This is a genomic window from Streptococcus sanguinis, assembly GCF_050225395.1.
Taxonomy (GTDB): Bacteria; Bacillota; Bacilli; order Lactobacillales; family Streptococcaceae; genus Streptococcus.
In genome coordinates this window covers 2,188,294-2,209,244 of record NZ_CP071431.1, presented here as the reverse complement: position 1 = coordinate 2,209,244, position 20,951 = coordinate 2,188,294, and the positions used below count along the sequence as shown (strand labels likewise).

Sequence of the window (20,951 nt, the reverse complement as noted above, 5' to 3'; positions counted from 1 at the left end):
ATGGAGGAATAAAAATTGGATATGAATATTGAAAACTTGGATCCTATAGAAAGAGAAAAAATACTTAAAGAATTATTAGAATCAACAAAGCCTTCAAAAAAAAATCAAACAATTATTCATAATGATCAAGAAAGGTTTGATATTTATCCATTATCGGATGTACAAAAATCGTATTGGGTCGAAAATAAAGGGGTTTTGAAATTTAACCGTCGATTAAGTAATATATATGTTTGCTTGAATTTTGATAAAACAGGTTTTATTTTTCCTAAAATTTTAAAAGTGAGACTAGAGAAATCTGTGAATTTACTGATTCAAAATCATGATATTCTTAGAACAAAAATTGTAAAGGAGTTTAAACAACAAACTAGTAATGAAAAATTAAAATTTAGAGTAGAGCTTAAAAAATATTCAAAAATTCTACGAAATGAGAATATTCTTGAAAGTCAAAAACAGTCTTTAATTAATAATCATATTAACTATGGTGAATGGCCGTTGCTAAAAATTATTGTTACACAGTGGAAAGATAGTACAAATGTTCAGATGTCAATTAGTCCGCTGTTGATGGATGGTGATGGAGTAGCTTTATTTTTAACTCAGTTATTTCAGAATGCTCTTGGATTTAGACATAAACGTGTTTATGATAATGGATTAACATATAGAGATTATGTCGTTCATTATGAAAAGCAAAAAGGAACAACTGATTATTTAAATGCTAAAGAGAAGAAAATAGCTAGGTTAGAAAATTTACCTCCTGCTCCAAATTTACCATTAAAAGATAGAAGAAGCATAAGAAAGTTCGAAAATCAACGTTTTAAAATTGATAAATTCACATTGTTAACGGCACAAGAATGGGAAGAATTCCAAGAATTAATCGCAAAAAAGAAAGTGACTGTACCAGCTGTTCTTCTTACAATGTTTGCAGATGCTGTATCAAAGTGGGTTGCTAGTCCCAGATATTATTTAGGGATGATAAATACTTATCATTTGCCTGAATTAGAGAGTGCCAATGTCTCTATATTAGGAAACTTTAATACGGTTGATTTTATAGAATTTGATTCAGGAATTGCTACTTTCTATGAAAGAGTTCTCGATATCTCTAAGCAATTTGCGTTTAATTATGATAATGGTAGATATAGTGGATTTGAAGAAATTCGTAAATTGAGAGTTGATAGACAACTGGGAGCAGAGGTAACTTTTCCAGTTGGATTTAATTGTACGGTTAATATCGCACATCCTTCACAAGATGATGTGCTGAAACCAAACAATATTTTAATGAAATTTGGAGAGAAATATCTACCAAGTTTAAAAATGGAGGAGTTAAACATATATACGACTCAATTCCCTTTTATTCCAACAATTGAGAGGGGGGACAGTGGAGAACTAAATTGTAAATTTGCAAGATACCTAGAATATTTTCAGGATGGAGTCCTTGAAGATATTTTAGGAAGTTTCAAACAAAATATTAAGCTCATTTTAAATGATGAAAATTATTGGTGTTATTCGACAAAGGAGACTTTTAAAAATATTGCTAGTAGCAACTTTGTTGAGCCGGAATCTCAATACTACAGAAAAGAAATTTTAAATAAAATAAAGAAGATTCATTTTGATATTGTTGGTTTTAAACCTGAAAATCTTGAAAATTTATACTTTTTTGGAATGTATTCTATACAAATTTTGAGATTTTGTTCGGAGATTAATAAAGAATTTGATGAATCCTTTACACCAGACGATCTGTTATTATTTGCAGAGACGGTAAATGATTTAGTAGAATATATCGCTTATAAGAAAGGAGTTAATAATGGTTGAAAATTTTCCATTAACTAATGCTCAAAGAAATATTTGGAATATTCAAAAGGTTAATCCTAGTTTAGCAGTTTCAAATTTAGGTGGAGTGGGGTTCTTTCAATTTGATTATAATTTTGAGTTTATGTCAGAGGTTCTGAATCAAATTATTTTTGAAAACGATAATTTTTGGTTGAGATTTTCTGAGTTAGATGGGGAACCTTACCAATATTTCATAGAGAATAATCAATTTGATAATTTTGAAGAATTAGACTTTACAGGTTATTCAAATGAATATATCAACGCATATTTTACTGAACAGAGTAAAAAAATTCAACAATTGGAAAATTCAAAACTTTATAACTTTTGTATATTTAAACATGGAAATGGCAAAGTGGGAGTGTTTGCTATAGTAAATCACTTGATATTTGATGCTTGGTCTTTCCCTTTGGTTGTTGATCAAGTTATTGATAAATATACTAAACTTTTAAAAGGTGAGAGTATTACTAATCCTAAGCGTCAATTATATAAAGCCTATCTAGAATCGCTTGATTTTAAGAAAATAGAGGATAAAAATGAAAAAGGGAGAGCCTATTTTGAACAGCTTTATTCAGAAGATTTTGTGTTATCAGAATTGAGTAATATTCCAATTAATCGCGACGATATTACTGGAGATAGGATCTTTTTTAATCTTACTGATTTGGAAAGTCAAACAGTGACAGAATTCTGCAATAATTCTAAACTGTCACTGGCAGTATTATTTGAGTCGGCTCTATTTATTTATTTATCAAAAATTAGTAGGCAAAATTCAGCTATTACAATCGGTTTGCCGACTCTAAATCGAAAAGGAAAGGAAAGACAAATTCTTGGTATGTTTATTGGTATGCTTCCGATGACGATAGACATTCAACAGGACCAAGATACATTACAAGATTTATTTAAGGCAGTGCAAGATAAACATAAAATATTGTTTAAACATCAAAGTTATAGTCTAAGTAATATTATGAAATTTTTATCTGCATCCCAGGGGTTTGATTCGGGTATGTTTGATGTTATGTTTAATTATCAAAATGGTAAAAGTGAATCTGCTTCGAAATATCATGTGAAAACAAGATATTATTCAAATGGGACTTCAGAAGTTCCGTTGGTAATGATGGTTAATGAGAGAGATGGAGAATCGATTGAAATTTCTTATGACTATCAGATAAATAACCTCTCTTTAGAAGAAATTGAAGCTTTCCATTCAAGAATACTTCATGTTGTAAAACAAATTATAGATAATTCACAACAAAAAATTAAAGATATAACTATTGTTCCCGAGGATGAATTAGAAAAAATCAATGATTTCTCTAAAGGAATTTCAGAGGATATTGGAACTCAATATGTCTCGCAACTTTTTGAAGAAGTTGCCAAATTAAATCCCCAAAAAGTGGCATCAAAGGATTCCACAGGAACCTTGACTTATAAAGAACTTGATGATAAATCTAATCAGTTTGCTCATTATCTGTTAGAACATGGCTTAAAAAAAGGTGATAGGGTTTGTGTCTGTCTCAATAATGATCTGAATTTAATGATTGTTTTCTGGGGAATATTAAAATCGGGTGGAGTCTACGTTCCTGTTGATATCGAATATCCTTTAGAAAGAAGGAAATATATAATTAGTAATTCACAATCTAAATTCTATATTGCTAATAGCATAAATAACGAAATTAAAAGGGAAAAAGATAATGTTATTCTTATAGATATAAAAGATTTGTTGGGAGAGTTGTTTTTCTATTCAACAGAGTCTTTAGATATCAGATTTAGAGCAGATGATTCAGCATATATTTTGTATACCTCTGGAACTACAGGAAATCCTAAAGGAGTTGAGAATACACACGCCGGTATTTTAAACAGAATTTTATGGATGAAGCAACAATTAAAATTTACAGCGAATGATAGAATATTGCAAAAGACATCTATAAGTTTTGATGTTTCAGTTTGGGAATTAATACTACCACATGTAATTGGAGCTGTACAAATCCTTTGTGATTTAGGAACCGCAAAAGATACAGATTATTTGAAGAAATTGATTATTTCTGAAGAAATTACATGTGCACATTTTGTTCCAAGTTTATTAAACGTTTTTCTTGAAGATAGTGTACGAACTAATTTGAAGAAAATTGTATGTAGTGGTGAGCAACTACAATATGAGACTGTTAAAGCTGCTTTGATGGAAAATCCTGGGGTTCAAATTTATAATTTATACGGGCCGACTGAAGCAGCTATAGATGTAACGTGCTATTCTGTAGATAAGAAAGCTTTATCAAACAGTATTATTCCTATTGGGAAACCTGTGTATAACACAGAGATTCGTATTGTTAATAAAGAAATGAAAGATTTACCCATCGGAGTTGCAGGAGAATTAGTGATTTATGGAATTCAAGTAGCTAAAGGCTACTTTGGTAATGAACATTTAACTCAGGATGTATTTGGAGCAGATTCATCGCGAGGTGGGATGAGATATTATAAAACAGGTGATATTGCTTATTGGAATAGATTAGGGCAGCTTATATTTATTGGGAGGGAAGATGGACAAATAAAAATAAATGGTACTAGAATAGAGATTGGAGAAATTGAATCACAATTATTGAAGTTGGAAGGTATATCTGACGTTTCAGTAGTTAGTAGAGTTATAAATGGTAAAGAGTTACTAGTTGCATTCTATACAGGGGAAAAAAAATTGTCTAATATGGAACTTAGAACTTCATTATTAAATACTCTGCCAAGAAAATGGGTGCCTTCCATATTTGAAAAGATTGAACAGATGCCATTAAGTAATAGCGGAAAAACAGACATCAAAAAATTGAAGTCTTATTCAATAAAATTGCCGATATCAAAAAACTCTAAGCCAAAATCAAAACTAGAATCTGATGTACTTGAACTAGTCAAAAAAATACTTGGAGTGGAAAATTTAAATGTTAAATCAGATCTTTTTGCAAATGGACTTGATTCTATAAAATCTATAAGAGTCATTTCAGAATTATCTAAATTAGGTTATCATACAGACATTGAAAAATTATATCAATATGTAACTGTAGATGAGTTAGTAGAAAAAGGACTGACTAAAATTCATCAGGAAGCAAAGGCTAAAGAGTTTGAGTTATTGAAAAAAGAAGATATGGATATGTTGTTTAACATGAATAGGAGTGAAGAATAATATGGATACAATTGTAGAATTTAAAAATGTCAGTAAAAGGTATAATAGTGGGGAAATTGTTGTTACAGCAGTTGATGATGTTAGTTTTACAATAAAAAAAGGTGAATTGGTTATCATTGTTGGTGCTAGTGGTGCTGGTAAAACGACTATACTGAATCTGTTAGGTGGAATGGACAGTTCTTCTGATGGAGACATCTGGGTTGAAGGGCAAAATATTAGTACTTTTTCTCAAAAGCAATTGACAGAATATCGAAGAAAAAATATTGGTTTTGTATTCCAATTTTATAATTTGATTCCTAATTTAACTGCTTTAGAAAATGTAGAGCTAGCTTCACAAATTTCTCAAAATCCACTTAACGAAACTCAGGTGCTAAAAGAAGTAGGATTAGAACAAAGATTGAGTAATTTTCCTTCTCAGCTTTCAGGTGGTGAGCAGCAAAGAGTAGCAATAGCAAGGGCTATTGCTAAAAATCCAGATATTCTTTTATGTGATGAACCGACTGGTGCTCTAGACTATAAAACCGGTAAAAGTATCTTGAAGCTTTTACAGGATACTTGTAGAAAAAACAATAAAACTGTTGTTATTATAACTCATAATTCGTTGATTGAGGATATAGGAGATAGAATTATACGAGTTAATAGTGGGAGAATAATAGAAAATATTGTTAATGAGTTTCCTAAGAACATAGATGAAATTGAGTGGTAATGGTGAATGTAATGAAATCATTTTATAAAAACATTTTTAGAACAATTAAGCAGTCTTTAGGAAGGTATCTAGCAATTTTAGGAATAACATTTTTGGGGTCAATGATGTTTTCAGGCCTTCTTTCTACTTCGCCAAGTATGACGAAAACTTCGGATTCATATTTTTCTAATGCTAATTTATTTGATATTAAGATTATTTCTAATTCAATGTTTTCTAATAAGGAATTAGTTAAAATATCAAACCAAAAGAATGTGAAAAAAATATTAAAAACTAGTTTATTAGATAGTCAATCGGAAATTAATTCAGAAAATTATACGTTACGTTTGATTGCTTTATCTAGTTTTGATAACTTAGGTATGAACAAGCTAACTTTAATTGAGGGAAAAATGCCTAAAGATGATAAAGAGGTTGTAATAGTAAAACCTGTTGAGGGATTTTCTGATTCTAAAATTAAAGTGGGTGATAAAATTAAATTATTTTCAAGTAGATTATTAAAAACTGATGAGGTGACTATTGTTGGGATTGTTAATTCCCCTGAATATTTTTCAAATGGGTCAGTTTCTTCATCTGTAGGAACTGGGAAAATTGATTTTGTTATCTACGGGAAAACGAGTTTATTATTAAATGAGTTTTATAATCAACTTTATTTGACAGTTTCACCTACTTATATCAAAGGTAAGGGAATTGCTAATGTAGACTATTCGAACAAAATAAATCAATTGAAAAAATCGATTAGGGAAGATATTTCTGATAGTAAAAATTGGCTAATAAGTGATAGAGATGCTAATGTAGGCTATATTGCTTTAAAGAATGATATCAATAGTATTTCAGGAGTGGCGCGGATATTTCCAATTATTTTTATAGTTGTTGCAGCTTTTGTTGCAATGACTACAATGACTAGATTAGTAGAGGAAGAACGAATAATAATTGGTACATTAAAATCGTTAGGTTACTCTAATCAGAGGGTGTTACTGAAGTATCTCATATACTCAATGACTGCAAGTATTTTAGGTAGTACTATAGGTGCCTTTGTTGGTTTCAGAAGTATTCCAAATAGCATTTGGGATACATATTCGATAAAATATTCACTTCCAACTCTTACTCAGAGTGTTGATTGGGAGGTTGCCTTAATTTCAATTATTGGTCTTACAATAGTAACTGTGATTTCAACATTAGTTTCTGTCAGAAACAATGTTAGTCAAACTAGCTCTCAATTATTGGTACCTCAAGCACCAGTGGCTGGTAAGCGAGTAATTCTAGAGCGGGTTACTTTTATTTGGAAAAGGATTTCTTTTTTATATAAGGTTACAATACGAAATGTCTTTTTAGATAAAAAAAGAATGTGGATGACAATATTAGGCGTAATGGGATGTACAATGATTCTAGTTACAGCTTTTGGCTTAAGAGAAAGTCTACAAAATTTTACTCGAGATCAGTACAAAGAAATATTTAAATATGATGCTACTTTTGGAGTCAAAACGGTAGACAACTCAGTATCAAAAATTTTAGAATCTAATGACGTGAAGTTTTTGAAGTTTCAAAATTCTTCAATTGAGATTGAGAAAGAAAATACCAACTATAATATTAATCTTATTGTACCTGAATTGAGAAATGCAAATATAGAATCTTTTATTTCTTTAAATGACTACAAGACTAATGATCATTTATCTTTTGATGAAAGTAGTGCTATAATAAGTCATAATATTGCTCAACGATTGGGAGTATCAGAGGGTGATACTATTACTTTCAATTTATATGGAGATACAGAAAAGAAAAAAGTTAAAATATCTAAAATTACTAAGAATTATCAGGAAAACTATCTATATTTATCACCTAAATTATATGAAAGTCTTTATAAACAGAAACCAATTTATAATAACTATTATATAAAATTTGTTAAAGCTAACAATAGTGAGAAAAATACTTTGTATAAAAAGTTGAGAGGTATTGAAGAGGTAACTTACATTAATAAAAAACAAACCATAGTGAATCAAATTGATGAAGGATTACAAGGAATGAATATGATAGTTATCATACTAATTGTAGCTGCAGGACTCTTAGCTTTTCTTGTGCTGTATAATATTAATAATATAAATGTTTCAGAAAGAACTCGTGAAATATCCACTTTAAAGGTTTTAGGTTTTAAGAATGGAGAAGTTGAAGCATATGTATTTAGAGAAGTAATTATTCTAACAATTTTTGGTTGCGTATTGGGGTTAATGATAGGCTACTACAGTTTCCTTAATGTTATAAAATCAATTGGAACCGATTTTTATGTATTTAACGAAAATATAAGTATATCTACTTTTGTATATTCAAGTATTATAACATTGGTTTTTGCTATGATTATTAATATTTTTATGATTTTTAAATTGAGAAATATTAATATGTTAGACTCTTTAAAGTCCGTAGAGTAGATAGATAATTTGAATCGAATATAGGTGAAAGTATACTATTGATTAACTTTCGCCTATTTGTATTAAGGAGAAAACATTGTTAAATATATATTATGCCAATGTTAAGGAAATGGATTATAATAATTTATATGATGATTTTTTTGAAATTCTTTCAGAAGAAAAAAAACAGAAACTTTCTTCATACATATTTGATAAAAATAAAATTCAGAGTATTTTATCTGAATTATTAGTTCGCTATGGTTTAATTCATGATTTTGGATTTAAAAAAAATGAAATTAATTTTATAGACAATCCTTTTGGTAAGCCTAAAATTGAATTTAGTTCAATACAATATAATATTTCGCACTCAGATGATATTGTAATTTGTGCCATTGGAAATGGTATAATTGGAATTGATATTGAGAAAGAGGAGGATATTGATTTTGACAATCTAATTACTTTTTTTCATTTAAAAGAAAGACTATTTTTAGAAAGTAAACCTTTTCAAGAAAGGAAGCGATTATTTTATAGAATGTGGTGTGTAAAAGAGGCGTATTTAAAATATAAGGGAATAGGTTTATTGAAATCTCTAGATTCATTTAATATAGATCTTGAAAAACTAATAGTGTTTGATGGGGGTGAAATGAAAGTTAGAATAAATTGTTGTTTATTAGAGAACTTCGAAGGTTATAGTTGTGCAGTTTGTCATAATATTGAAGGTGAAGATTTATCAAATTTAACAATTACTAAAGTAATGTCAGATAAATTATACATATTGAAATAATTATAAATTTTAGAGGGTTATAAATGATAGAAAGAAAACGGAAGAACAAAATAATAATGATATGTTTCCCATTTGCTGGTGGGCAGGGAAATGAATTTTTAAGGTGGCAAGATTATTTTGAAGAGGAAATAGAAATAGTTCCTCTTCAATTATCCGGCAGGGGGAATAGAATTAATGAGGAATTTAATGAGAATTTTGTTGAGGTAATTGAGGAGATTTCTAACAAGATATATTTATCTTATAGAGATTCCAAGTTTATTTTTTGGGGACACAGCATGGGAGGACTACTTGCATTTTGTTCGGGAGTATATCTTTACGAAAAGTACTCTATTTCTCCGGATTTTTGTTTTTTTTCGGGTTGTTTTCCAAAATTACATTTAAGTAATAACAATTATTTGTTAGGAAAAAGTGACAGTGAAATAGTTGAAATATTAATCAAGATGGGAGGTGTTCCAGAGGAATTACTTCCGTATCCGGAAATTATAAAATTTTTTTTACCTATTATTAAATCTGATTATAAATTAATGAGTAATTCTTATTTTCCAACTAAAAAAATTTCATGCCCAATTAAGACATATAGCGGTGAACAAGATTTTGTTAGTCCGACTACTTATGTGAAAGATTGGCAGATACATACTAATGATTATCTAGGAAATATGGAATTCCAAGGAAATCATTTCTTTATTTTTGAACATGAAAAAAAAATATGTCTTGATATAATGTCTACACTCAGTAATCATATGACGTTTGATTAACTTTATTATATAAAAAAAGAATTAATTGTCTATAGTTTAAAGCAGAAAGTAATTATGGTCATTTGAGGGTGAAAAAAGTGCATTTGAGGGTGAAATATTTATTGTTAGTAAAATATGCTACAATTGATTTATGAATAAGTTTCAACATAATTTTACAAAAGAAGATATACTCTGGAGCATTCAAGAGGTTGTTCAACATTTTAGATGGGATAAATCTAATAAAGAACTGAAATTACAGATTTGGCGGATGCGTTCTCGATTAAATATGATAGAAGAAATTTTGGAAAGAAATGATTAGAGATAGGAGATGGAGTAAGGTAAAATAAAGCGTATGAGTTTTTTTATTCGTACATTTTATTTTGTCTATTTTATGATATAATGACGGTATCATCTCTTAACTTTAGTTGAGAAGCGAAGGGGGTGGTATCAGTGAGTCAATTCCTATAGCTCTTACTTGCTATCGCAGCAAACGTAATCGCGTATTCATTTGCAAATGGCTAGATAGCAAGGACAATCGAGATGACTAGCCTAACTAACCCTGTTTAAACCGCAAGGAACATAAAAAAATACCCCAACTGTTTGCAGTAGTTGGGGTGTTTGGGTGTGCAGTGAGCACAATTCCTAGTAGTCTTATTATACTATACATTCTATAAAAGTCAAGGGTATTTAGTTTGTATAGAGTGTATGGTATAATATTTATAGAATATATGGAGGCGGAATAATGGAAGAAAAAGAAGACAAAGTTATTAATAAAAAGTTCGCATGGATTCTTATTGGATCGATTGCTGCTTTATCTCTTGTAGTATACTTAGTGGGTATCAATTCTAACGGTGGTTCTAAAAGTTCAGGGAATAACCTAGATGGTACCTATTATGTTTATCATAGACAGAACAATACAGTTATCGAAGATAACATTCTGAAAATTGATGGAGAAACAGCTCTATTTAAGGATGCCTTTTGGGTGAAAAATGGTGATAAAAATGAGGGGGTTATGTGGCATGTGGATACCAAAAAACAGGTGATTGTAGTTCGGCAGACGAGCATGCACGAATTTCCATATGTCTTAAGAGATGGTGTACTTACTTTTGATAATGATGATTATGTAGAGAAAAATTCTGAAACCTATAGAAAGGCAAAGAAGATGACTGAATGGGATTATGAAAATAATTAGGTAGATATAAAGAAATGGACTGAATCACTCAGTCTTTTTTATTTTGTAGATCATAGAAGGCGAATTTGACTTTTCTGTTGACTTCTGTGTCGGTTAGCTGCTTGCTGTTCCAGGCATACCATAGTGTAAGTCCTTTATCGTACTTAGACCAGGTTTTGATATGTGGAAGGGCGCTTTTTATTTTTTGGCAAAATGATTGATTTTGAAGTTCTGGAAATTCAATATGAGTAATAAAATTATTATTCTCTAGCAGTAGTTTTAGTTTATCACTAGCTTTAATTTTAATCGTTTCATAGTTGCTGATGATATTGTCTTTAATAATCTCCAAGTAAGAAATTAATTTTCTTCCAGCAGATGTACCTGCTCTAAAGCTGGTCACAATTCCTTGTGCTTTGGGGTAGCTCATATCTGTATAGTGTTGAAATAGTTGAGTTAGTCGAACTTCTAAAGCTTTATTAGAAACTGCTAAATCTTGCATAACTCCTTGATAAGTTTTTTGTTGATAGAAAATTTTAGTTAAAAGAACTATATCTGGCATTAAAATAATAGAAGCAAAATAATCTGCTTCTAATTCTTGGGCGGTTTTATTTTTTAGACTTTCTGTAAAGAGGCTGCCTTTGTGATTTAAAAGTAAGTGCCCTAATTCATGACATTTGGTGAAATTCTGTCTTTCTTGAATACAATCTTTTTCGTAAGATATAGAAATTCCAAGAGGATCAATCATGGTGATGCCTGATATTAAATCATTTTCAAAATGATGTTCGAAAACCTTGATGTGATACTGTTCTTTTTTTGCTTGGAAATAACTTTCAAAAGAATAGTTTATTAGGGAAATATCGTGAAGTTTAATAAACTGGTAAATTTCAGTACGAGCTATAGCAGTGATTTTTTGGTAAATAGGATTCATTTAGTCTTGCTCTTCTTCAAAAGCTTTTCTTCTCATTTCAATAAAATTGTCAATATCAATTTTAAATTGCTCTTGCTGCTCTTTTGTTAAGTTAAAATCATCTACTGTTTTTCTAAAAAGTATTTGTGCTGTTTCCAAAACAGGTTTCTTTTCATCAGTATTACCCAAGAGATAGTCTACAGAGACATCAAAAAAATCTGCTGTTTCTATTAGTTTTTCTCTTTTTGGGTTTCGCTGGCCATTTTCCCAATAGTTTATATTTTGTTGACTAGTATTAAGTTTTAAAGCAAGATTTTTTTGAGACATTCCAGCAGCTTTTCTTAGTTTTTTTAAGCGTTCTGGGAACATGAGATAACCTCTTTTTAAAAAATTTTTAAATTTTTTCAAAAAAACATTGACAAAAACAACAAAACGTTGTATTATATTTTTAACAACAAAATGTTGTTTAAATCTAGTCCGATCTTTCTCAATGTTATGCTTTAGATAGATAAAAATTGAGCAGTAAGATTGACAGTCTAGATTGAAGATTGTTCTTTGAAAATTAAATAAAAGTGCGTCAGACAATCCTTTCAGACAATCAGACACACTAAAGCGTAGCAACTTTAGTATATAGTAAACTTAACAATTTGTCAAGTTTGCTAGAGAGGTTAAAAGTGGGGGATTGGAGCTGTTCTAGGTTATGACAAATCTAGCACACACGCATCAGCTTTTAGCCTTGTGAGCTGGCTTGGATGAATCACAAGGAACTGCTGGCGCTGGTGGCGTCGGAGATGAAGCTTGTCTACATAGAGAGATATATGGAAAGCGAGGGACTTTTGTTTTTCGTCGGCAGGTGGATTGGGCGGTAGCTAGGGACTCCTAGTGAAATAATGCGCGAGGATAAGAGCGCGTACTAATCAGATTAGTCATCTGTTTAGGAGAGCAGAAAATTAAAAGATTAACTTATTCGAGCCAAAACACTTTAATTTTATTGGATATATTTGTAACTTTGTTTTAAAATATGATATAATAAAGGAAATTATATTTCGAGGTGAATAAATGAGTCAATTAGAAGTGTTGCGTGCTGAACATTGTCAACTAATTGTAGATTCTGTTTTAAAAGGAAATGATGATTTCTCCCAAAAAATGAAAGCAGAAAAAGATCGGTATAGGATTAACTCTGCTGCGAAAAATGGTCGGGTGAATATAATTGATAGCTCTCTCTTCAAAGCGTTTGAAGAAAATAAATTTAGCTTTATACAGGATTCTAATATCAAAAAAGCTGGGCGCACATGGGAGTATGGTGAATATATTTGTGAAACAACTTTTGGGAAATTCTTATTTATTGTCAAATCTGAAGACGCTTTAAAAAGAGGCTTTTCTAAATCTAATGTTACAGAAACTACAGAACAAGAAGAAAAGGAATATATTGAGGCTTATTTGGAAATTAATAAGAGAGTAATTCGTCAAAGTAAGGAGCCGCTAGAAGGTTTGTTTGAACAACCGATTTCTCTTTTTGAGGATGAGAGGGAGTCGCTTATTTCTTTAATTGATGATGAAGGAGATATTTATAAAGACATTGCTTATTTCTTTGTTCTTTCATACAAAGTTTCTAATGAAAAGCTTACAAATATTCAGTTAATTTTTCCTAATCCAATTACAAATAATTTAAGACTGGCACAAGATTTAACAGATTATATTCAGTCAAGTCAATTTGACAGCAATGATAATTCACAATATACTAATATTACCTATTCTCCTCAAGAGAGTGATGATGATATTTCAATCTTTGATGAAAGGATAGCTGAAGTAAAAGAAATCAAATAAATAACTTAAAATGTAAAGGGGTTTTCACTCATGTTTAATGGTGATATATTAAAACAATTACGCCTTTTGTATGGCATGACAAGGAAGGAGTTGGCGACTAAACTAGATATAACTGAGCAAGCTGTTTGGCAATTTGAAAAAAATGAAACTTCCCCTAAAGCATCTGTTAAACAAAAAATGACTAATTTGTTTGGGGTTCGTTCAGACTATTTTTTTCAGATGAATTCTATTTCAAATTTTGACATGACATCAGTAGCTTTTAGAAATGAAGCAGAAAACACAAGAAAAGCCACAGACATACAGGAAGCTTATTTAAACACATTAGATAGACTTGTTATCTATTTAGAAAGTATGGTTACTATTCCTAATCAAAAAATTATAGATTTAGTAGATATTATTTCTCAAAAAGACCAAGACACTGTTAGTTTAGAAGAAATTGCATTATTTGCAAAAAGATTTTTAGAAGTCTCTAATGATAACAGCGATCTTCTCTATCAGTTAGAAAAATCAGGTATTTATATTTTTGAAAGAAATATGGCAAACAATGAAGACGCCTATAGTATATGGTCTAATACTAATAAACCGTTTATTATTTTAGGGATTGGAAAAACAGCTGTGAGGAGAAATTTTGACTTAGCTCATGAATTAGGACATCTTCTACTACATAGAAATATTGATTTTAGCACGTTGTCTAAAGATGAATTTTTAGAAAAAGAATCAGAAGCTAATAATTTTGCCTCTTGTTTCTTACTTCCCAAAGAAGAATTTTGTAAAGATATGACGAGCCTTGTTGGAAAACGGGTAAGTAATCCAGATAATTATATTGATTTAAAACGGAAATACTCTGTTTCTATACAAGCGCTTGAGTACCGAGCATTTAAATTAGGCTTGGTTAGTCCATCTCAACATGGTTATTTTTATAGATTGATTAGAAAAAATAATTATAAAACTTTTGAAAGACTTGATGATGAGATAATAGTGAGAAGACCATCTAAAGTAAGGAGTATGCTAAATACTATTTTGTCCAAACTTCTAACAGTAGATAGTATGTTTAACGCTTTAAAAGTTAACGAACGTTTCTTGTCTCATTTATTGACTATTCAACCACAGTTCTTTGATAAATATAAAAAGACTGTTAGTGATGAAGATAGATTTGATAATATTATTCATCTGAAGAATTTCAATAAAAGATTATCTTAGAGACTCTACTATTTTCTTCTCTTTTAAGCAGATGATACAGCCAGCCAAGAGCTGGTTTTTTATTTTATAGAAATGAGGTGATGGAGATGGTTAAGAAAATATTGCTGTTTATTGTGAGTCTATTTATTTTAACAGCTTCTCTTTCTGTCTTTGTCTTTCTTTTGATAATACTTTTGCTTGGAAAGGCGGTGAGAGGATAGAGGGGGTGAGATGATTTATATGCTTTTGTATTGTTTGGTTAGTGGTTTTTTGTCGAATCCAGATTATATTAGAAATTTTTCAGTCAAGTTTTGAAGTTAGTTAAATAAAGGAGGATGAAATGGATTTATTTGAAGAAATAAAAAATGAGACTTTTGTAGCTTTGGTTGTAGATGGGGTTGATCAAGTCCTAAAACTTTATGACAACTATGCAAACACTGAGTTTTTAGGAAGTGTGACAAAAACAGAAGACGGGTATGTGCTTAGACTACAAGATTCCTTCTTCGGAGTAAGTCGGACCTTCAAGACAGCTGACGCACGAAAAATTTATGATGAGCTCTGGCAGCTGGAAGCAGGCTTGAATAAAGTTCATGCAGCGATGCTAGACTATCTGATTTGTTTTGAGTAAAGAGAAAGGAAACTGGATGATCAGGAATGAATCATAGTGAAGTTGTTATTGTCTATTATCAATCGGGTTATCGTAGAATCTACGATAACTTTTTATTTTCTTTTAAAATTTATAAGAATAATAGGCTGATGTTAAAACGACTCTGTAAAAGCAGCATAGAGGCTTTAGAACGATTAAGCAAACAATCCATAGAAAGAGATAAAATCGTGACACAGTCTCTTATGCTGCCATACAAGAGACAGATTGAAAAACAGTATCGAAAGCTGCAGAGAGGAGTTTGAAATGCGTTATTTTGAAAATCGATTTGAAGGAATATTGGAAAGGTTTAGATTTTCCCTGCGGATGTACAAGGGGGATCCAGCGCACTGTGAGCAGTGCTATCAGGAGAGCATGGGAGAGATGGATGCAATTTTTCACCGTCACGATAGCCATGACGCTTTTTCTAAGCAGCTGATGGACTGTCGAAACAGCTATAAGCGTCAGTTGAAAAAGGAATATTTGGGAATCTAGGAATGAGGTGGATAGATGATAATGGCTCGTGCTCCTGCGGCTGCTTTCTAAGTAAAAGCAAATAGAACAAATAAAAGAAATGAGGAATACACATGGCAGATTTGCAAGTGCTCCCTGTGGGGCAAGAAGTGATTGGAAAGACAGGACTCTTTGTCCTACCAAACTTTACGGAACGACCAGCGACTACTTACAATGACGCATACCGTGACTTTGAAGTCAGCGGAGATGTGCAAAATGGTGTCCGGATTCGGGTTTATGGCCTGGAAAACTCTGATATTCCAAAAGATAAGGGAATGCAGAAAATTGAGAGCCTGACTGGTCTTGTGATGACCGTTGGGTCCGTCCGTTCTCGTGGGAAGTCTAAAGATGAAATCGTCTTTGAAGCAAAGAAAATGAAATTGGCAAAATAAGGAGGCAACTATGACTTTTGTAGTAGAAAAATTTAATACCAGTACCGATCCTTACAATCTGGCGAACCTTGGCAAGCTGACCTTTGTTGGTTTCCGGGAAGCATTTGATATTTCCGAAGACGGGGAGCGAGAGGCTCATGCTACCCACATTGAGGTCTTCTCAGATAAGCTCAATGATGTTATTGGCCTGAAATTGCCGGATGGCTACCAACCCGAAGAAGTTCCTTTCATGTCTGAGATTGAGGTGATTGGCAAAGCCAGTCCCTTTATCTATAACTTTAACCGGACAGTCAACCAGCGAAATACAGATCCTTATGAAGTCCGCTCGTATGGTTTCGCCTTGCGGGTTGATGGCTTTAAGAAGGCAGCTTCTCCAAAACCAGACAAAGCACCGGAAAATAAAGGGTAAGACTGAATCAACCAGATTCGGTCTTTTTTAATTGGACTAGGAAGGAGAGGAAATGTCTGTTTTACACTCCATTTTCCGCTATAAGGGGGTGCGGATTCGGCCTTGGATGATGAAAATCCCCTTACTCTTGTATGGCCTCCTGCTGCTTCCTGTATGGCTGGCCTTGGGCTTCCTGCTCTACATTCGCAGAGAAGAAGTTCAAGCTCTGAATCAAGCTTTACTGTTAATGGTGGGAGCCGGATGGTTGCTGAACTTTTTCTTGGCGGCCTTTCTCAATCGCTTCCTGGAGGAGCGGTTGCTTTTCTGGAAAAAACTATTTCGCATGAGTATCCTAGCTCGTTATCTTTATGAGCGAGGCTACTACTACGAGAAAAAGAAGAAAGAAGCGGGCAAGAAAAGAACCATCAAGTTTCCCAGAGTTTACCTCAAGCAAGGCCGCTATGAGCTGGAGGTCATGCTGGAATTGTCCGGTTCTAAGTTTCAAGACCAGTTTTTGAAACTAGGTGGGGACTTTGAAACCACTTTTTTCATGGATTATATTGAAGATAACTACGAAGAAAAATTTATCGTTTATAAATTGGCCTATTCTGCTTATCTGAACCGAATCCATGCGAGGGATGTAAAAGTCGTTAAAGGCAAAGGACTGAAACTGTCTAAGTCTGTGTACTGGAACTATGTTGAAAATCCTAATTTGCTTCTTGCTGGGGGAATTGGCGGCGGGAAGACAGTCTTTTTGCGTTCTCTGTTGGTCGGAGCGGGAAAGGAAGGTGCGGCTTATCTATGTGATCCAAAACATGCTGATTTTGTTCCCTTAGCCCGACTAGAGGTCTTTAAAGATCGAGTCTTTTATACCAAAGAAGACATTGTCGCCATGTATGAGCGGTTCGAACAAATAATGGAGGCTCGTTATGCTCACATGAATCAACTCATGGAAGAGCGAGGCGAGAAAGAGTTGAGGAATTTTGAAAAATATGACCTAAAACCCGTTTTTCTGATTCATGATGAAGTGAATTCCTTCATGTCTTCTCTTGATGGGAATGCTTCTTATGGTTTGTGGGAACGGTATCGAAAGGCGGATGATAATGTGACATTAAAGGGCCGTCAGGCAGGCTGTTATATCATTAAAGCTTTCCAACGTCCTGGTCATGACGACTTACCGCTGAAAATCCGCTCTAATATGATGTTCCATGTCACAATGGGCCGCCTAGATGAATATGCTTATGCGGCTATGTTTGGGGAAGAAAACAAGAATAAGAACTTTCGTAATGTATCCTATTTAGCAGGAAAGCGTGTCTATGGCCGAGGCTACTGTGCCAATTTTGGCGACCAGGCTCAAGAATTCTATGCTCCCTTGATTGACAAAGATTTCAATTTTTATGATCTCTTTGAGAAATATGAACGGATTGAAAATCCTTTTGATCCTCTGGAGGCAGGCAGCCAACATCAGCCTGCTTCACCTGTATCAGAGAATCAGGTTTTAACTCGTAAAGAGGCTTTACAGGCTCTGCAGGAAGAATTCTCCAACCTGACAGACCGAAATATCCGAACGGTCTTTGACCTCTTAAAAGATGGATTCTATCCCTTTGAAACTGGAGAGACCGGCAGTCCAGTTATCAAACAAAAAGACTTGGCGGCCTTTCGTCAGGTCTTTGAAGAGAGGGAACGCTCGGACAAGTCTTATAAACAGATTGTTCAGGAACAATTTGGCTAGAGCGGACAAGCGAACAGCGCTAGCTTAAGCGGTGAGGCGCTGGGCGCTTCTGCCTAGCTGAAAGCGGCCGGCCGTGAGGCGGGCTGCTTTCATGTAACCCCCTGTATGTTAATAAGGGGGTTACGGTGAATCACAAAATCATGAATGCCTTGAGACTCTAGCTTTCAAGGCGATTTTAAAAATTGCTGAAAGAAAGACTTTCAGCAATTTTTAAAGTCGAAAGACTGACAAATTAAAAAAGGAAGGTGAATCTATGCTGTATGAAAGGGATTGAAACAAAGGACATGGAGAGGCTACGCCTCTACTTGGGTTTTTCCAAGAAAGAGTTTAGTCGGCTCTTAACCATTTCACCAGCGACTTATAACCGCTACTTGGGAAAGGACACGGTATCTTTTAAAAAGGTCGGTCTGCCCCTGCAGGAACTGCTGTCGCTGAACTCAACATCTAGTGTCCGCTTGACTGGCCGGATTGACTATATCCGCTTCCGCTTTCGTACTTTGGATTGGTTAGGAGTGATAGATAAAGTCTTTGGACTGAAAAAGAAGCCCTTTATCCAGTATGACTTTGGTCGCTACGGCTATAGTATGCTTGAAAATTTCAATTTTATCAATGTCTATCACTCGGAGAAAGACGAGAACATGGGGACGTTGGTTGAGATGACCGGGCGAGGCTGTCGGGAGTTCGAGTGGTACTTGAAAAATGAGCAAGGGGGCCGAACCTGGCAGGAGGTTGTAGAGGCAGCTCTGGCTTATGCCAAGAGGAAAACCCAGTCTCAGGAAGAGGCGGCCGATTTTCTTAAAATCACTCGCCTGGATGTTTCACTGGATGAAACCTATAACAAGGACGGGAACTATGACTTATACAAGCTCAAGGTAAAGAAAGAGCAGGGCTTGATTCAGTCTAAAATGCGCTCTTTCAAGTTCATTGATGGGGAAACGCAGAACCAGGCAGACGGCTGCTCAGTTTATTTTGGCTCTAGGCAGTCATCTGTTCTGTTGAACTTCTATGAAAAGGACTTTGAACAGGCTCACCAGTCCAAGGTTTCGCTGGAAACCATTCGGGAGCTGTACGGCTATAAAAACCGCTATGAGGTCCGCATGTTCGGTGATAAATCTCATGATTTCCTCCTGGAGTGGTACTATCAGCGGGAGGATATGGCCAAAAAGGCGGTCGGCGTTATCAATGACAAGCTCCATGTCTATGCCAAAAAAGGCAAGCGCCTGATTCTGGATCCAGACTGGTACAAGCTCATGGGGAGCTTGAAAGCCTGTCAGTTTGTGACAGCTCCTCAAGAGGTGGCTATAGCAGAAAAACAATACCGCTGGTATGAGCGAGTCGTAGCGGGGACTAGAAAGTTTCTGGAGGAAGTGGAGGCTGTTACGGGTTCGGGTCGACTAGCAGAGATAGAAGAATATGCGGAGATTCCAGAAAAACGGTTGAAAGAACTGGAATGGCTCCAAAAAGAAAGCAAGGAGGCAGCAGGTTGAAAAAGATTGAAAGAATTACCTCAGATTCGATGGCAGTTGTAGACCGTGAACGCTTATTTGTTCAAGTGGAGGGAAAAGTAGATTTAGTTTTTGCCAGTCAGTATTTTCCTACATATCGGGGGTTTTACCGCTTATTGCAGATTCCCGTTATCCCGTCCGAGACCCAACCTCGTTTTCTGCGGGACTGTTCGATTGATTGGGACCGGATGCCGGAGGGTATCACAGCTTTAGTAGAAACTTGTAAGCAAAGGAGGGGAGATGGCCAATCTTAGTCTATTATTGAAAAGCCAGTTGCAGAAGAAAGAAGATTTGACTCTTGTCATAAAAAATCTAGTTTACGTAATTCCAGCTCATTCCTTCTACTATCCAGAAGTGCGCCATCATCCGACCTACCGAGATTATCAAATGGACATCCAGTGCCTTGTTCAGGACCTGAGAAAGTACAAGCGCTCTTCTGATAAGGAAATGCTTGGCTCGCTGATTCGGCAGTATGAGGAAGAATTAAGAAACTTAGTAAAGAATAAGCGCCACTGGTTGGAAGAAAATTTGTTGCGTCTGGAAAAAGACCAGCAGATTCAAGATATTTTGTTCTTTGCGGCTAAATACCACAAAGAGAAGTTTTTATTGGAAACTAAGACAAGGAGGTAGGCCATGTTTTATAGATTTTGGGAACCGCCTGGTATGGTGGAATGGGTAGGCCTGACCTTTCCAAATAAGCTGCTACAAGAAAAATCTAAGAGCTTATTCTGTAAGCAGGCAGAACAAAGAAAATCCCGTCCTCCTCCTGCCTTCTGCATCAGTGAATACCAGAGAACTTAAAAGAAATGAGGGAAAACAGATGGCACAAACACGAAACGAATCAGATAAGAAAGTCTTGGCTCTTGTGAAAGAGGCAGGGACATTGCTGGTCAATCATAAATATGATGAAGTCTGGCCAGTGATGGGGCAGTTAAATAGTTTAATCAAGAAGAAAGACGATTTAACCTTGCCGGGCTATATGGTTGAAGTTTTGGAAAAGTATACCAGGGACTACTACCATCAAAATGGTATTGTGACCCAAGCTCACAAAGCCATGACCGCTATTGGTGGGAAACTGTCGCAGGTGGAATAA

The 20,951-nt window shown here is 33.9% G+C and carries 21 protein-coding genes; 19 read left to right on the top strand and 2 right to left on the bottom strand.

The features are described 5' to 3' along the window. The first annotated feature begins 21 nt into the window (after window positions 1-21). The 7 genes from J1C81_RS10725 (at window position 22) to J1C81_RS10695 (ending at window position 10,793) form a co-directional block, all read left to right on the top strand. Window positions 22-1,806 carry a condensation domain-containing protein gene (locus J1C81_RS10725; protein WP_002916250.1) on the top strand — a complete coding sequence of 595 codons (1,785 nt, stop codon included), beginning with the start codon at window positions 22-24 and terminating at the stop codon, window positions 1,804-1,806. Continuing rightward, on the top strand, window positions 1,799-4,981 hold the full coding sequence (locus J1C81_RS10720; protein ID WP_002916249.1) for a non-ribosomal peptide synthetase: 3,183 nt from the start codon (window positions 1,799-1,801) through the stop codon (window positions 4,979-4,981). Before J1C81_RS10725 ends, J1C81_RS10720 begins: the two co-directional genes overlap by 8 nt. A 1-nt stretch (window position 4,982) precedes the next feature. Further along, window positions 4,983-5,687, top strand: a complete 705-nt coding sequence (locus J1C81_RS10715) for an ABC transporter ATP-binding protein (protein WP_032909841.1) — start codon at window positions 4,983-4,985, stop codon at window positions 5,685-5,687. Window positions 5,688-5,698: 11 nt separating this feature from the next. Further along, a complete protein-coding gene (locus J1C81_RS10710) occupies window positions 5,699-8,104 on the top strand; it encodes an ABC transporter permease (protein ID WP_268683728.1) in 2,406 nt (801 codons plus the stop codon). A 76-nt stretch (window positions 8,105-8,180) separates the two neighbouring features. Beyond that, window positions 8,181-8,867 (top strand): 4'-phosphopantetheinyl transferase family protein, encoded by a 687-nt coding sequence (locus J1C81_RS10705; RefSeq protein ID WP_427197458.1) that lies wholly within the window; start codon window positions 8,181-8,183, stop codon window positions 8,865-8,867. A gap of 23 nt (window positions 8,868-8,890) precedes the next feature. After that, the gene (locus tag J1C81_RS10700; RefSeq protein WP_268683726.1) at window positions 8,891-9,622 is read left to right on the top strand and encodes a thioesterase II family protein; all 732 of its coding nucleotides are present in this window, start codon (window positions 8,891-8,893) and stop codon (window positions 9,620-9,622) included. A 721-nt stretch (window positions 9,623-10,343) separates the two neighbouring features. Beyond that, the gene (locus J1C81_RS10695) at window positions 10,344-10,793 is read left to right on the top strand and encodes a hypothetical protein (protein ID WP_002916242.1); all 450 of its coding nucleotides are present in this window, start codon (window positions 10,344-10,346) and stop codon (window positions 10,791-10,793) included. Window positions 10,794-10,821: 28 nt separating this feature from the next. Here J1C81_RS10695 and J1C81_RS10690 read toward each other — a convergent pair whose 3' ends face one another. Both J1C81_RS10690 and J1C81_RS10685 read right to left on the bottom strand, forming a co-directional pair. Beyond that, entirely contained in the window at window positions 10,822-11,700 is an 879-nt protein-coding gene (locus J1C81_RS10690; RefSeq protein WP_002916241.1) for an ImmA/IrrE family metallo-endopeptidase, read from the bottom strand. Next, entirely contained in the window at window positions 11,701-12,048 is a 348-nt protein-coding gene (locus J1C81_RS10685; RefSeq protein ID WP_032909837.1) for a helix-turn-helix domain-containing protein, read from the bottom strand. A 690-nt stretch (window positions 12,049-12,738) separates the two neighbouring features. On the opposite strand from J1C81_RS10685, the gene J1C81_RS10680 reads away from it, so the two are divergent. The 12 genes from J1C81_RS10680 (at window position 12,739) to J1C81_RS10625 (ending at window position 20,951) form a co-directional block, all read left to right on the top strand. Next, window positions 12,739-13,506, top strand: coding sequence for a hypothetical protein (locus J1C81_RS10680; protein ID WP_002916233.1), 768 nt, complete (start codon window positions 12,739-12,741; stop codon window positions 13,504-13,506). 30 nt (window positions 13,507-13,536) lie between these two features. Beyond that, window positions 13,537-14,706, top strand: a complete 1,170-nt coding sequence (locus tag J1C81_RS10675; RefSeq protein ID WP_268683722.1) for an XRE family transcriptional regulator — start codon at window positions 13,537-13,539, stop codon at window positions 14,704-14,706. 319 nt (window positions 14,707-15,025) lie between these two features. After that, the gene (locus J1C81_RS10670) at window positions 15,026-15,313 is read left to right on the top strand and encodes a hypothetical protein (protein WP_002916230.1); all 288 of its coding nucleotides are present in this window, start codon (window positions 15,026-15,028) and stop codon (window positions 15,311-15,313) included. Between the two features lie 26 nt (window positions 15,314-15,339). Beyond that, entirely contained in the window at window positions 15,340-15,594 is a 255-nt protein-coding gene (locus J1C81_RS10665) for a hypothetical protein (RefSeq protein ID WP_002916229.1), read from the top strand. 1 nt (window position 15,595) lies between these two features. Beyond that, window positions 15,596-15,823, top strand: coding sequence for a hypothetical protein (locus J1C81_RS10660; RefSeq protein WP_002916228.1), 228 nt, complete (start codon window positions 15,596-15,598; stop codon window positions 15,821-15,823). A gap of 92 nt (window positions 15,824-15,915) precedes the next feature. Beyond that, complete coding sequence (locus J1C81_RS10655) at window positions 15,916-16,233, top strand: hypothetical protein (protein WP_002916227.1); 318 nt, start codon at window positions 15,916-15,918, stop codon at window positions 16,231-16,233. A gap of 10 nt (window positions 16,234-16,243) precedes the next feature. After that, window positions 16,244-16,642: a hypothetical protein gene (locus J1C81_RS10650; RefSeq protein WP_002916226.1), complete on the top strand. Its 399-nt coding sequence runs from the start codon at window positions 16,244-16,246 to the stop codon at window positions 16,640-16,642. Window positions 16,643-16,694: 52 nt separating this feature from the next. Further along, a complete protein-coding gene (locus J1C81_RS10645) occupies window positions 16,695-18,353 on the top strand; it encodes an FtsK/SpoIIIE domain-containing protein (protein WP_002916225.1) in 1,659 nt (552 codons plus the stop codon). Between the two features lie 260 nt (window positions 18,354-18,613). Beyond that, window positions 18,614-19,840 carry a replication initiation factor domain-containing protein gene (locus J1C81_RS10640; RefSeq protein WP_002916223.1) on the top strand — a complete coding sequence of 409 codons (1,227 nt, stop codon included), beginning with the start codon at window positions 18,614-18,616 and terminating at the stop codon, window positions 19,838-19,840. Further along, window positions 19,837-20,112, top strand: coding sequence for a hypothetical protein (locus tag J1C81_RS10635; protein WP_002916222.1), 276 nt, complete (start codon window positions 19,837-19,839; stop codon window positions 20,110-20,112). Before J1C81_RS10640 ends, J1C81_RS10635 begins: the two co-directional genes overlap by 4 nt. Continuing rightward, window positions 20,099-20,488, top strand: a complete 390-nt coding sequence (locus J1C81_RS10630) for a hypothetical protein (protein WP_002916221.1) — start codon at window positions 20,099-20,101, stop codon at window positions 20,486-20,488. The genes J1C81_RS10635 and J1C81_RS10630 overlap by 14 nt, the downstream gene beginning before the upstream one ends. Before the next feature lie 190 nt (window positions 20,489-20,678). Further along, window positions 20,679-20,951 carry a hypothetical protein gene (locus tag J1C81_RS10625; RefSeq protein WP_032909834.1) on the top strand — a complete coding sequence of 91 codons (273 nt, stop codon included), beginning with the start codon at window positions 20,679-20,681 and terminating at the stop codon, window positions 20,949-20,951.

Bases quoted from the DNA above. Each gene is read 5' to 3' on its own strand.
- J1C81_RS10700 (WP_268683726.1), top strand. From the start codon at position 8,891: ATGATAGAAAGAAAACGGAAGAACAAAATAATAATGATATGTTTCCCA.
- J1C81_RS10695 (WP_002916242.1), top strand. From the start codon at position 10,344: ATGGAAGAAAAAGAAGACAAAGTTATTAATAAAAAGTTCGCATGGATT.
- J1C81_RS10640 (WP_002916223.1), top strand. From the start codon at position 18,614: ATGAAAGGGATTGAAACAAAGGACATGGAGAGGCTACGCCTCTACTTG.
- J1C81_RS10715 (WP_032909841.1), top strand. From the start codon at position 4,983: ATGGATACAATTGTAGAATTTAAAAATGTCAGTAAAAGGTATAATAGT.
- J1C81_RS10725 (WP_002916250.1), top strand. From the start codon at position 22: ATGAATATTGAAAACTTGGATCCTATAGAAAGAGAAAAAATACTTAAA.
- J1C81_RS10720 (WP_002916249.1), top strand. From the start codon at position 1,799: ATGGTTGAAAATTTTCCATTAACTAATGCTCAAAGAAATATTTGGAAT.
- J1C81_RS10660 (WP_002916228.1), top strand. From the start codon at position 15,596: ATGCGTTATTTTGAAAATCGATTTGAAGGAATATTGGAAAGGTTTAGA.
- J1C81_RS10685 (WP_032909837.1), bottom strand. From the start codon at position 12,048: ATGTTCCCAGAACGCTTAAAAAAACTAAGAAAAGCTGCTGGAATGTCT.
- J1C81_RS10710 (WP_268683728.1), top strand. From the start codon at position 5,699: ATGAAATCATTTTATAAAAACATTTTTAGAACAATTAAGCAGTCTTTA.
- J1C81_RS10655 (WP_002916227.1), top strand. From the start codon at position 15,916: ATGGCAGATTTGCAAGTGCTCCCTGTGGGGCAAGAAGTGATTGGAAAG.
- J1C81_RS10675 (WP_268683722.1), top strand. From the start codon at position 13,537: ATGTTTAATGGTGATATATTAAAACAATTACGCCTTTTGTATGGCATG.
- J1C81_RS10665 (WP_002916229.1), top strand. From the start codon at position 15,340: ATGAATCATAGTGAAGTTGTTATTGTCTATTATCAATCGGGTTATCGT.
- J1C81_RS10690 (WP_002916241.1), bottom strand. From the start codon at position 11,700: ATGAATCCTATTTACCAAAAAATCACTGCTATAGCTCGTACTGAAATT.
- J1C81_RS10680 (WP_002916233.1), top strand. From the start codon at position 12,739: ATGAGTCAATTAGAAGTGTTGCGTGCTGAACATTGTCAACTAATTGTA.
- J1C81_RS10650 (WP_002916226.1), top strand. From the start codon at position 16,244: ATGACTTTTGTAGTAGAAAAATTTAATACCAGTACCGATCCTTACAAT.
- J1C81_RS10630 (WP_002916221.1), top strand. From the start codon at position 20,099: ATGGCCAATCTTAGTCTATTATTGAAAAGCCAGTTGCAGAAGAAAGAA.
- J1C81_RS10645 (WP_002916225.1), top strand. From the start codon at position 16,695: ATGTCTGTTTTACACTCCATTTTCCGCTATAAGGGGGTGCGGATTCGG.
- J1C81_RS10625 (WP_032909834.1), top strand. From the start codon at position 20,679: ATGGCACAAACACGAAACGAATCAGATAAGAAAGTCTTGGCTCTTGTG.
- J1C81_RS10670 (WP_002916230.1), top strand. From the start codon at position 15,026: ATGGATTTATTTGAAGAAATAAAAAATGAGACTTTTGTAGCTTTGGTT.